Origin of the sequence: uncultured Hymenobacter sp., assembly GCF_964242765.1 — a bacterium.
Classification (GTDB): Bacteria; Bacteroidota; Bacteroidia; order Cytophagales; family Hymenobacteraceae; genus Hymenobacter.
This window is the reverse complement of record NZ_CAXTBM010000055.1, coordinates 8,618-21,404: the sequence shown is the minus strand read 5'-3', so window position 1 is coordinate 21,404 and position 12,787 is coordinate 8,618. Positions and strand designations below refer to the sequence as shown.

8 protein-coding genes are annotated in these 12,787 nt (G+C 58.4%); 7 read left to right on the top strand and 1 reads right to left on the bottom strand.

What is annotated here, in order from left to right; translation table 11 throughout:
* Positions 1 to 301 precede the first annotated feature (301 nt).
* The 7 genes from ACFE7X_RS19380 (at position 302) to ACFE7X_RS19350 (ending at position 11,310) form a co-directional block, all read left to right on the top strand.
* The gene (locus tag ACFE7X_RS19380; RefSeq protein ID WP_375437342.1) at positions 302 to 1,627 is read left to right on the top strand and encodes a hypothetical protein; all 1,326 of its coding nucleotides are present in this window, start codon (positions 302 to 304) and stop codon (positions 1,625 to 1,627) included.
* A 49-nt stretch (positions 1,628 to 1,676) separates the two neighbouring features.
* Positions 1,677 to 2,132, top strand: coding sequence for a hypothetical protein (locus ACFE7X_RS19375; RefSeq protein ID WP_375437341.1), 456 nt, complete (start codon positions 1,677 to 1,679; stop codon positions 2,130 to 2,132).
* A gap of 166 nt (positions 2,133 to 2,298) precedes the next feature.
* Entirely contained in the window at positions 2,299 to 3,777 is a 1,479-nt protein-coding gene (locus tag ACFE7X_RS19370) for a hypothetical protein (RefSeq protein WP_375437340.1), read from the top strand.
* A gap of 180 nt (positions 3,778 to 3,957) precedes the next feature.
* The gene (locus ACFE7X_RS19365) at positions 3,958 to 7,515 is read left to right on the top strand and encodes a hypothetical protein (protein ID WP_375437339.1); all 3,558 of its coding nucleotides are present in this window, start codon (positions 3,958 to 3,960) and stop codon (positions 7,513 to 7,515) included.
* Positions 7,496 to 8,899 (top strand): hypothetical protein, encoded by a 1,404-nt coding sequence (locus ACFE7X_RS19360; protein ID WP_375437338.1) that lies wholly within the window; start codon positions 7,496 to 7,498, stop codon positions 8,897 to 8,899. The genes ACFE7X_RS19365 and ACFE7X_RS19360 overlap by 20 nt, the downstream gene beginning before the upstream one ends.
* Positions 8,900 to 9,193: 294 nt before the next feature.
* A complete protein-coding gene (locus ACFE7X_RS19355) occupies positions 9,194 to 10,648 on the top strand; it encodes a hypothetical protein (protein WP_375437337.1) in 1,455 nt (484 codons plus the stop codon).
* Positions 10,645 to 11,310 carry a hypothetical protein gene (locus ACFE7X_RS19350; protein ID WP_375437336.1) on the top strand — a complete coding sequence of 222 codons (666 nt, stop codon included), beginning with the start codon at positions 10,645 to 10,647 and terminating at the stop codon, positions 11,308 to 11,310. Before ACFE7X_RS19355 ends, ACFE7X_RS19350 begins: the two co-directional genes overlap by 4 nt.
* Positions 11,311 to 11,382: 72 nt before the next feature.
* Here ACFE7X_RS19350 and ACFE7X_RS19345 read toward each other — a convergent pair whose 3' ends face one another.
* Positions 11,383 to 12,639, bottom strand: coding sequence for a hypothetical protein (locus ACFE7X_RS19345; RefSeq protein WP_375437335.1), 1,257 nt, complete (start codon positions 12,637 to 12,639; stop codon positions 11,383 to 11,385).
* Positions 12,640 to 12,787: the final 148 nt, after the last annotated feature.

Below are 12,787 nucleotides of genomic sequence, written 5' to 3'. Positions count from 1 at the left end.
GGATGCCACTTTTCTTGGGAGCTGGTGAATAGTTCGGCTTGTACTTTCTTACTTAGCCTTATGGGTAGCCGACAGGCAAGCAAAGCAATTTTTAAAGCGCACGCCACGAAGCACATACGTTCCAGCACTCTTTTAACCTGAACCGAGTGGCACGATATTGCCTTGAGGTTACCTGCTTTGCTAGTCCTTGCTTCCTTACCAACTAACGCCCCTTGCCGGAATGAGCTGTCAGCCAAAGCGCCGAATGAACGTAGTAGCTAGTCAGTATCAGTCCTGTTACTTACTCTGCTTTCACTTTTTCATGGCCTCGATCAGTAAACGCAATGCATCTATTTGGGCCTGTGGCCTGGCTTTTCTCTTAGGCAGTTGCGACGCACCGGGCGAGAAACGGGCCGCGAATAAGGCCACTACTACTGCCAAAACCGAAGAAGCGACCAGCAAAACCACTGGTCTGCGCCAGTTGAACGTGTTCGTGGACATATCAGGCGGCATGCAGGGATTTGTGCGGGCTAACCGGCCCGGTGAGCTAGGTAGTGAGTTTCAGCGTACGGTTACGGCCCTGCTGTCGGATGTGCAGGGCCGGACAACACAAGGCACAACGGCAGGCTACTACTTCGTGAAAGAAGCGCCCGTGCTACAGCCGACATCCTACACCGAGCTAAGCCAGACCATCAGCCGGGGCATCGAGAATCCGGCGGCGGGCACCGAAATGCCTGACATGCTACGCGAGGTACTCAAGCTACAGACGCAGAAGCCAGGCACGGTCAGCATTATCGTTTCCGACTTCATCTACGGCCCGAAAGACCCCACCCAAACCTGGCGCGTGCGGACCGATGTGAAGGATGCCCTTACTACCGCTAATCCGGCAGAACTGGCGGTGTCGGTGTTTGCCAATACGTCGGAGTTTCGGGGCAATTTCTACCCGGGCAACCGCACCAAGCGGCAGACGCTGGCCGGGACCAAGCTACCCTATTACGTGTGGGTGCTCGGACCGGCACCACTGGTAGCGCAGGTGAATCAGCAGTTGATGGGACGGTTGAACCAGCAGCCGCAGGTACACTTCAACGCGAAGTACGCCACTCCTACGTATGGCGTCGTGACGGGCTACCAAGCCAAGGGCGAATGGTACGCGGAACCCGGCCCGCAAGGCGGAAAAGCTTCGGGCGTAGCCTTCACCTCCTTATCGGGGAAAGAGCCCGCGCAGTTTGTGGTCGGGTTTGATTTGAAACACCTGCCGCTGGCAACTCAAAAAAGCTTTTCCGGGTCGCAATTGCAACTGGAGCCTGGTAATACGGATGCTAAGCTGGTGAAAACTTGGGCGGCAACCGGTGGTCCGCCCGCACCGGCGGCGGGCCGGGCGTATACGCATTTCACGCAAATCAGCGTTTCGAAGCTCCCTTCCACGGCCTCGCGCCAGAAGCCGCAAACGCTTCGGCTGGCACTGCCGCCTACGGCCCCCACTTGGGCGGCTACGTACTCCACCTCCAATGACAGCAACATTGCTAGTCAAGGCCCCAAGACTTTTCTGCTGACCGAAGTACTGGCGGGCGTGGCCGAAAGCTTCGGCGGCCAATCAGCTACCGGCCCCACGGTTTTTGACGTGCCCGTAGCTTTGCGCCGCGACTAGCAAACGATCATCCCCTACTCTCTTTACCGCCTCTTTCTTCTCCAACTCTATGCTCCAATCGTTTTTCACTGCGCTCTACCAAGCCTTACTCGGCAATCCGGACCCATCAAGCCTTATTCCGGTCTACCGGCAGAGCATTTTTCCGGGGGTGGGCTTGACCACCTTTTTTGTGGCGTTGGGCATGGCGCTACTTTTTTATGTGGTTCTGAACCGCGTGGTTACTACGTCCTTTTTCAAAACGCAGCATTGGGCTATTATGCTTCTGCTCACGGCGGTGCTCGGCGCCATCGTGGCCTGGCGGCAGGCTGCCGCCGCTGTGGAAGCGCAACTAACCGAAACAGGCGAAGAGCTAAGCGTAGCACAACTTTCCACGCTGGAGCGCTACCTGTGGGGCTTTACCGCCACGAATACGCTGGTAGCCATTCTGTTTTTTGTGCTTTGTTCTTTCGCAGTGAAAAGCCTTTCGGTAAGCGCCCGCACTACGCCGGTACGCTGGCCTAACTAGAACGTACTGCTGAGCTTGTCGCAGTATCTCGCGTGCTGCTGTTGTGAGACTAACTCAACAGCTCGAGCGGAATGCTTCGACATCCTCAGCACCATGTTCCACTGTATATTTTAAATCTGGCAGCAAAACGGCGCCTAGTGCCGCATTCCGCCACCTCTTTTTACACATGGCAACGCTTTATATTTTCGGCATCGGCGGCACGGGCTCCCGGGTCATTCGTTCACTCACCATGCTGCTGGCCGCGGGGGTGGAACTCCAGAATTGCAGTCGGGTCGTCCCTATCATCATCGACCCCGATGCGCTGAATGGCGACAAGCAGCGCACCATTGAACTGCTGAAAACCTACCAACGGCTGCGCCAGCAGCTACGGCCTGCGCCGGAAGCCGGGCAGTTTTTCCATACCGAAATTGCCACGTTGGCTTCGATGGCGGCTTCGGGCCAGGAGCGCGACCCGCGGGTGAAGGAAACCTTCGAGTACAACTTCAGCGGCATGGATGAGTCGTTGCGCGACTACCTGCACTACAACTCGCTGCCGGTTGAAACCAAGCACCTTGTTGATTTGCTGTTCGACCCCAAGAGCCTGAACGAGCCGCTGACGGTTGGCTTCAAAGGCAGCCCGAACGTGGGCAGCGTGGTGCTGAACCAGTTGATGAATTCGCCGGAAATCGAGTTTTTCGCCAATGGTTTTGGGCCAGACGACCGGGTGTTTTTCATCTCCTCGATTTTCGGGGGTACAGGGGCGGCGGGCTTTCCCTTGCTGCTCAAAAACCTGCGCAACCCCAAGGGCAACCTGGCCAAGAAGCACCTGCTAAACACGGCCCCCATGGGCGCGCTAACGGTGCTGCCGTACTTCGACCTGAAAAGCGACGAAACCAGCTCGATAGATTCCAACACCTTCATCACCAAAACCAAGGCCGCCCTGGCCTACTACCAGCGCAACCTGCCCGACCTGAACTCGCTCTACTACGTGGGCGACCAAGCGCAGAAGCAGCAGGAAAACCGCGAAGGCGGCAACCAGCAGCGCAACGATGCCCACTTTGTGGAATTGGTAGGCGCACTGTCGGTGCTGGACTTCATGCGCCAGTCAGCCGCGGTGCTGCAAAACGATACCCATTTCTACGAGTACGGGTTGGAGCGCGACGACAAAGAAGTGCGTTTCGAGAGCTTCGACCCCAACCAGACCCGGCCGTTGCTCGGCCCGGCTCTCACCCGGTTTCAGTTCTTCGCCACGTGGCTGGAGCACCACTTCCCCGAAACCGACGACGCGGTGTACGCCAAGAACATCAACCTGAAGAGTGCCTGGCAAACCGCTCCCTTCTTCCGCGACCTGCGCCGTTTCCTCTTCGACTACAACTCCCCGGAAGGCCAGCCCATCAGCTTTAAATCCTGGCTGCGCGAACTGCGCGACAACGCCCGCCACTTCGTACCCTTCCGCCTCGATGAGCCCGATTTCGACAAGATTGTGTTGGGTCAGGAAGTGAAAAAAGGCTTCTTCAACTCCGATGCCATCAGCCGCAGCTACGTGCGCGAACGGCTCGACAAGCAACTGCGCAAAGTGACCGAAGCCGAAGCACCCGGCGAGTTCGTGCGGGCTTTCAGCGAGGTAATGGAGGACGTAGTAGACGCGAAAGTACCAGGGTTTTAATCACTGATTCTCTATGAACGTCATGCTGAGCGGAGCCGGAGGCGAAGCATCTCGCGTGCTGCAACAGGATTAGTAGTCTTGGATCAGCACGCAAGATGCTTCGCCAAGCAAACGCCAGATAGAGCATGACGGACGGTTTTAGTTGAACAGCTATCAAACAGTAGAAACGAAACGCACTACATGAGTAATATCTTACAGCTGCTCGAGCGCGGCAATGCTAACCTGCGCGGCTGGCAGGAATCCAACCAATTGACGGCTCTGGAAGCCGAACGAATGCTGGACCCCGCCGGCGGTAATTCCCGCCGCACGGCCACCGCCATTCCGACGCCTTTTGGCCGGCTGCACCTGCTGGAAACTGCATTTAAATTCGTGAAGCAACAGCCGCAAGGCCACTCGCTGTACCACCAGCAGGTGTCGCAGTGTTGGGACTTGCTGGAGCTGCTCTTCTACAGCAAGCCCACCGATGAGTACCAACTACGCTTCGTGGCGTGGCACAAGCAGGAGCAGTTGCAACAGTTGCAAAGCAGCTCCGATTCCCGCGTGAAGCTGCTCGGCGACACGCTGGCGCTATATCTGGCCGACGAGCATTTCCGTGAGGTAGACGCGCTGTACCTGATTTTTGCGGACCGACAAGATGCCAGTGGCCGCCGCACCACGCAGTTGCTCGGGGGTACTTCGCCCTTCACGCTGGTATTTGTGCACCCGGAAGTACGGCCGCTAAACACGCAGCGCAAAGGCGGCAGCGGCTTCTATTTCGACAACGAAGTGGTGCCTTTAACTGCCCGAAAAGCCGACTTTCAGACCTATATTTTCGGTCTGTTTGAAGTGGAAAAAACCCTGCGCGGCAAAGACTTTGCGGGCAGCGTGTACGACTTTCTGACGGCGCTGGACCGGAGCCGCATGAACGAGCTAGCCGAGCAAAACCAAACCGCTTCTTCCTTCAACCAGCCTTACGAGCCGTTGCGCGATGCGCAGGGCAACGCCGTTCAGATTCGGGGCGTAGAACTGCGGCATCTGGCTGAGGCACAGCAACCAACTAGTAGCGACTGGTTTGTAGCTGCTACCGTGCCACAACTTGGCAAAACGCCACTGGCGCTGCTACCGGGGCTAGATTTGCGCCGCGGCAACTACTTTGGCGGCACGCCCGGTACCGATTCCACCGTCATCAAATGGAGTTACGACGAAGAGCTAGACAAGCGCCGACTGGAAGGCTTGGGCGTGCAGTACCCCTTCTTGACGGTGAATGACCTGCTAGAAGATATGCTGGTGGAAGTTCCTTTCGCAGTGAACACCGAGCGGTTCCACTTCGGCACGGTGCTGCCAGAACCAGGCACGCGCCTGGAAGACCGGCCGTTCCGGTTCCTGCTGCCGCTGAAACGCCGCTACTTCGACTACTTCCGCCCCGAAGACCTGGACCGTTACCTGCGCCTCACCGTTTTCGACAACCACGTGCTGGTGCAGCTCGCCATACCCGTCACGAGTGGGCGCGAGGTGATGTACGAGCGGCGCTATTACTACCGACCCGGTCCCGGCTCCAGCGCCGACCAAACGGTGGCAGCCGTACCGAGCGACAACGCCAAGACGCCGTACAACGGCGGCCGGGTAAGTGCCCGCGTGAACGTGGGCGTATTCCCGTTCTATAAGTTTCCGAATGCAACTCAAGCGGGCGGCAACAGCCATTATTACGTGCAGCTAGCCGATCAAAACGAGGGCGCCGACTTGGCACGCTTGCGCTTCTATACGGGTCAGCAGGCCTTGGCACCGGCTGGTGCGGGCAACATGCGTGGCGTGCGCACGCACCAGCGCATGGGCCGCAACGCCCGTGGGCCAGCCAGCACGTATTATGAGGTGGTAGGCACACACTTCGATTTCATGGAAGTGGAAACGCCGGCGGCTGACTTTACGCGGCCGGGCCGGGCGGTGAGTGGTCTGCTAGTGCCACGCTGGCAGACGGCCGTAGGCGGTTCGCAGCGGTTCACGTTTGCTGTGGACTTCGGCACCACCAACACGCACGTAGCCTTCGCGACGGCTGAGCGCCCCGAGCCGCAGCCGTTCAGTATCACCAAGGAAAAGGAGCTACAGGTTATTACGCTCAACAAGCCCTTGGCTTCTGCCGATTACCAGCTCCCTATTCGCTACGGGGTGGGCAGTTTGGGCACCTTGCCCCTGGCCGACACTGTGCGCAACCGCGAGTTCGTGCCCGCCTTCATTGGTACCGATGGTGCCGATGTGGCCTTCCCAATTCGGACGGCCACGTGTGAGTCGCCGGCTTTTGTGGGCGAAGGCGACCCGATGCTGTTTGGCAGCATCAACATTGGCTTCCACCTCAGCCGCGACGGGTCGTTGTACAATCATCCCGAGGACGGGCGTTATCAAACCAACCTGAAGTGGGATACCGAGGGTGCGCACCGCGCCGCTGGGGTACAGCGTATTCGCGCTTACGTACGGGAATTGCTGCTGCTCATCAAGCACAAAGTAGCCCTCAATGAAGGCGACGTGAGCCAGACCCAAGTGGTATGGTCGCGGCCGCTGAGCATGAAGAAAAGTGGGATTCGGGATTTCGAGGAAATCTGGCAGGAAGAGTTTTCACGCATCTTCGGACAGGAAGCCGGTACCCGATTGGCGCACATCAGCGAATCGTGGGCGCCGTACCTGTACCTGACCGACCCGCGTACCGATGGCGGCATTGTGCCGACCGGCGATGAAAATGTGGTCAACATCGACATTGGTGGTGGTACTACCGACGTGCTCTTGTTGCGCGGCCGTCATCCGGAAGCCACTCTCTCGTTCCGCTTTGCCGGCGACGTGCTGTGGGGCGACGGAGCCGGCGGCGGGTCGCGGCAGCAAAACGGCTTGCTTTACTACTATGTAAGCCGCACGGCCAACAAGCCCATCAGCCAGGAAGCGTGGGCCGCGCGCGAAGTGGTAAAGGCGGCGCTAGAAAGCAAAGCCGGTTCCGCCGACGTGGTCAGCTTGTTGTTTGGGTTCGACAAGCAGCTGGAATTCTCGAAGGAATTGCGCGGCGCCAAGCACTTGCGCGTGGTGCTGTTCCTGCATTTTGCTGCCGTGGTGTACCACGTGGGCCAGGTGTGCAAGGCCCGCGGGCTGGATGTGCCACGCCACTTGTGCTTCAGCGGCAAAGGCAGTACCTACCTGCGCATGCTGGATTTGAATTCCAACCTGTCGGCGCTGACGGAGCTGGCGAAACTGGTGCTGCAATTTGCCTCCGGCCAAACCGCCCCGCGCGACTTCCGCCTCACGTTGGTAGGTCAGCCCAAAGAGGCTACGGCCAACGGAGCTGTGCTCTGGAAGATGAAGGACGGTAACCACCTCAACGACCCCAAGGAGTTCGTGCTGTCCGGCACGCAGCCCGCCGACGTCGAGCCCTTTGCCGCGCCGGCCCCAACATCTGTGCTGACCTTGGGCGAAGCCACGGCCCTTCGCGAAGACGTGCTGGCCAACGCCCGCCGTTTGGTCCGTTTCCTTACCCACGACTCGCAGGAAGTCCGCGACCTGCTCGACGATTTGAACGTGGAAATGAACTCGGATTTCGTGTACAGCTTCTTGGATGGTCAACTCAAAGACAGCTTGAATGCAGGCTTGAATTCCTTGCTCAACAACGGCGCCAAGCCAGACGACCGGCTGCCTGAAACGCTGTTCTTCTTCCCCTTCCGCGACGCCCTGTTCCAGTTAGGTCGCGAGCTATTCAAACGGCATTATGCAACGCAACCGCAGTAAGGTTTCGGTCGCTAGGCAGTGGCTATTTGTGGCAGCGGCAGGTGCTTGTCTGCTAAGCAGACCGACTGTGCTAGGGCAGAACGGCAGCAACGCACCGGGAACCACTTCGGTGGTTCCCGCCAACGCCCGCGCCCAAATGTGGGCCGCCACCGCCCAGTTCGTTTACACCGATGATCCGGTTCTTAAGCCGATTCAGGCGGAGCTGCTGCGCACGATTCAGGACAAAAGTATTTCCACTTTCAACCAGGGGGTAGATGCCGCCGTGGTCTTGGAAAAGCAGAAGCTACGCGGGCAGCAGCGGGTGCTAAAGTTTCGGGGCGTCGTTTCCAGCATTCAAGACAAAGTTGCCCCGAGTGACTACGGTGGGTTGGCGCAAGCCATTGTGGCAGAGCTACAAAAGAACCCAGACCGCATGGCCGACTTAGAGCGCGCAAGTAGCCTAAAGGCACTGGAGTCGCAATTGAACCGGCTGGCTACGGGCACTGCGGCAACGGCCGCCGAAGCCGCCAGCACGGCTCCGACTCTCGCCGACGTCACGGATGTGGCGGCCACTCCGGTTCAGGATTCCGGGGCCGGTGCCTACGAGGTGCCGGAAGAACAGCAACAGCCCGAAGCGCAAACTGATATTCCCACTTCAACCCCTGCCCCTGCTATGCCCGCTCCCGCTACTCCCCCACTTCTTTGGGCTGCCTTGTTGATGTCGGGCCTGAGCTTACTAGGCGTATTGTATTTGCTGCTCAAGGTCAACAAGCTGGCAGCGGCGGTTCGGCAACGGTCCTGGTCGGGCGCTGGTCTGCGTGACAGCCAACGCCAGGAAGTGTATGACATTGTGCGTGATGAACTGAAACGTCAACCGCTAGCGCCGACTACCACTTCACTTCCCAAGCCCAAGCAGGCTCCCAAGCCGCCTATCCGGCAAGTACAGCCCCAGGCGCCGCCTGTCCCCGTAGCTTCCCCACAGCCCATAGCCCACGCCGCTCCGGAGCCAGAACAAACCGACCACTTGTTTGCTGTTGAAGCCCCGGCCGCTCCGGCTCCAGTAGAACCAGCGGCCCCGCGCGTGCATGTCATCTATGCCAATCAGCAGCCTATCAATGGGGCCTTCCTGCGGGACAACTTGGCCGATGCACCAGCGTCGTACACCATTTTCGAAATCATGGTGGATGAGCGCACGCCCGACCAAGGCACGTTTATAGTGATGCGCAACGAGAGTGGCCACGGCGGCTACATCGGCAGCCACATGAGCATCTTGGAGCCAGCCTGCACCTACAATTACCCTACCGGCCCCGTCTCGCGCATCATCACCGAAACGCCCGGCACCGTGCAGCGCACCCCGTCTGGCGATTGGCGTATCAACCAAAAAGCCCGGATTTATTTCGCGTAAATAATCGTTTTGGCGGGGCCTCACCCCCCGGCCCCTCTCCGAAAGGAGAGGGGAGCCTCCGAAACGGCTACCAGAATATAATCAGTTCTGAAAGTAACACATTAACAGACCTTCGATAACCTGCGCGTCTCGGATTCACAAACTTCCCGAAAAGTTATTTGTAGCCGTCCCGGAGGCGCGAGCCGACGGAGCGGCGCTACTTCGTCAGGCTCCCCCTCTCCTTTTCGGAGAGGGGGCCGGGGGGGTGAGGCCCCGCCAAAACGATTACTCTCTCATGTTATACTTCCAAATTCAATGATAATTGCCCTGCTGGAACTGCTGGTTGTTGTAGGCATTCTGACGGTGCAGATTCGGGCTTTCCGTCGTAGCCAGTTGGATATCAAACGGCTAGCTACGCTGTTTCCGACGGCCGATCAGCTACGGTTGCGCCGGGTGGAAGATGCCACCACCGGCCAGCAAGTAGATACGCTGGAGTCTCCTGCCGCCTCGCCCGACTTTAAGGGCGTGCTAGTCGATACCAATTCCTATCTACTCAAAAACAAAGGCACCGCCAGCTTCGATATTCTGCACAACATTGCCGAGCGCCGTGCCGAGGTGCTGGACGGTGAAGTGCAGCAGGGCACTTCCACGCCGCTCTACACCGGCCTGATGGGCACCTTTCTCGGGGCTATTCTCGGGTTAGGGAGCCTGTTGCTGAGTGGGGGCAAGTTTGACGAGGCTGCTATTCAGTCGTTTTTGCAGGGCGTGGCTATTGCTATGGTTGGTAGCTTGTTGGGGCTGTTTTTCACGCAGTGGGCCGGGGCGCTTTACCGCGCCGCGCACCGCCAAGCCGAGGAACGCCAAAATGATTACTACACCTTCCTGCAAGTGGAGCTGCTGCCCATTCTGCACTCCGATATGGCTAGCAGCCTAAGCAACCTGAAGTCGGTGCTCGACAGCTTCAACAAGGAATTTGTGGATAAGATCTACGAGTTCGGTCCGATTATCAACGCGCTTAACAAGAATATCAGCACGCAGAAGGATTTTCTGGAGGAGCTCCAAAAAGTGGGCTACACCCAAATGGCAGATGCTAGTATTCGGGTGTTTGATAAGGTGGCGCAAAGCGCCCACCACTTCGAGAATTTTCTGGTGTATCAGGAGAAGTTGAACGCCACAATGGAAGCTGGCAACTCGGTGGCCGACCGGGTATCAGGCTTACTTAATCGGCTCACTAATCTGGAAAAAGGCTTGAATGCCGTGCCGGAACTCGTTACGCAGCATGATGGCACGGTGCGGGCGCAGCTTCAGTTTTTCCAGCAGAACCAAGCAGAAATGGCCCGTATGGCGGGTCAGACGCAGCAGTTCTTCGATGAGCAGTATCATCAATTAGCCGATGTGATGCGCCGCCGCATGGGTCATTTTCAGAAGGAAGCCGACGAAGCTGCCAACCTGTGGCAGGACCACTTCAAGACGCTGAACCGCGACAATATCTACGAGAAGATTGTGCGCTACATGGAGCCCTTTAAAAACCTGCACCACCAGCAGGCGCAGCTCAACGCGCAGCAAGACCTGCTTAGTCAATCCATCAACCGCACTCACGACCGGCTGATGCAGAAAATGGCCGACGATGCCGCCATCAACACGCAGCTTCTCCAGCAGATGAGTACGCTCAACACGCTGCTGGAAAAAGCTACCGCCAAAGGACCTGTCGGCCGCATGGTGGAGAAAGTATTCGGGGCCCCAACGCCATCCAAGCCCAAAGCCCGATGAAGACTACCGGCCGCAACAACTTTTTCTGGCCCAGCTACGTGGACCTGATGACGGCGCTGTTCTTGGTGATGCTAGTTTTGTTCGTGCTCAGCTACAAACGGTTTCAGGATCAGCAAAACAACAACGAGAAGCTGATTGCCGAGCTACGGGTGCAAGTGCAGGAAAAGCGCAAGCTCGACGAAATAAAAGCTGCCCTCCAACGCCTGGAAAGCAACTATTTCACTTATAACCAGCGCTACAAGCGCTACGAGCTGAACTTCCCCGTCACGTTTGCGCCCAAGAGCGACGCCCTGCCCGACGTGGCCCGCACACCTCTCACCCAAGCCGGCCGCTTCCTGCAACGTCAGATGCAGACCCTCAACAACGCCGACAACGTGCAGTACCTCATCGTGGTGGAGGGCCGCGCCGCCAAGGACTTACGCTACCCCGACGACGACCCGCGCAACCTCGACGGCCCGGCCGTTCGCCAGCTTAGCTACAACCGCGCGCTAGCTGTAATTCGACTATGGGAGCAAGCCGGCATCCGGTTTCCTGCCAACCTAGAGGTGGTGGCCGCCGGTAGCGGGTTCCGCGGCACCGGCCGCTACACAGGCGCCGAGGAAGGCAAAAACAAGCGCTTTATTATCCAAATTCAGCCGAAAATTGGCTCTCTAGGCAAATAGAATTACATACCGGAGCGTCGTGCTGTGCTTGCCATAGTACAACGCTTCTTTCTACTGATTTTCAATTATATCCTATTCTGGAGTAGGCGGAGGGGCAACGGCGTCAGAAAGGGTATTCTCTAAGAGGCGCTCCTGTTTCTGGTAAGTGATTTTGTAGTCAGGATTGAGGCGCAGGCGCATTTGGGCGCGGATGTACTGGTTTTTCTGGAGCGACTGACGAAAGCCGCGCCCTCGTTCAATGTAGGTAACGACGCGAGAACCATCATTGGCAGGCGGACTTACCCGAAGGGAGCCGGGCTCCACTTGAAACTGGGCGTCTTTCAATTCGGCAAACCGGTTCTGTTCCAGCCAAGCGCTAATGGCGGTAGGCGTAGTGTTCCGCAGAATAACAAACAGTTCGACCTGCGGAGCAAAGTATTGGTCGGCACTAAAAGGGGCAGCCTGGATGTCGGCGTAGTAGGCGGCCAGCACGTCGCGCACTCTGCTAGTGGCTTCGTTGGCACTTTCGGCAGGTGCCGTTTCAGTGGCCGCAGGTACGCTAGCGGCCTGGGCTGCTTTCGTTCCCTCGGCAGTACTGCCAGTTCCTGCCGCAACTGAATCGGGGGCGGCGGTGGGCGGAATAATTGGTGCTACACGTACGGTTTCGGGCGCAGCGGCGGCGGGCAAATCCAACTGCTCTGCCTGTGGGCCAGTCTCGGGCGCCACTGATACGGTGTCGGCGGCGGTTTGGCTGATGCTGGTTAGGTGCTCACTCGACCTCGACTGACCTGCAACCAGATACCAAATGAGTGCCAACAGCAGCAAAGCCCCACCAACAGCCAGTATCTTACCGAGTGGGCTCTTGGCAGGCTCCGCTTCCTCGTCATTGTCATCGAGGGATTCTGCTGCTCGCTGCCGTGGCTGTGGAGCCGCGGGGGTTGGCGGTATGGGAGGTGCCGTCGAGCGTATAGGCTCTACCGGAACCGTCGTTTGGGTTCTTGGCGGAAAGAAATCGGGCGGCGCGGCCGCGGGGGGTGGCGTCGAGGAAGCAGGTGGATAAAATTGCGGCGCTTCTCTTGGCGGCGGTGGCGTAGTAGGCCGGGGCGGGAAGAATTCAGGCGCAGCCGTTGGCGGAACTGGAGTGGGCGGCGTAGGCGGTGTATAAGGTGCTGCTTGAGGGGACGGCTTCTCTTCGCGCACCGGAGCAGCCGGTAGTGGCGGCGAGCTTGGTGTTTGCGGCTGCTTAAAAAAATCGAGCAGGGGCGGCAATTCTTCCACCGAGCTAGAGGCCGGACTCGGTGTAACCGGCGGTGTTGCTGCTGGTTCGGAGCGTACAGGTTCGGTTGACAAACCCGTCGTTGCTGGTGCAGTAAAGGTTGGGTTAAGTGGAACCGTCGGCGGGGCCGACGGCGGAACTGCTGGTGCGGCCAGTTGGTCGGCCAGCAACCGGGCCTTCAGCGTCTCGAATTCCTGCGGCGTATTGGTGCCCGCATCAAGC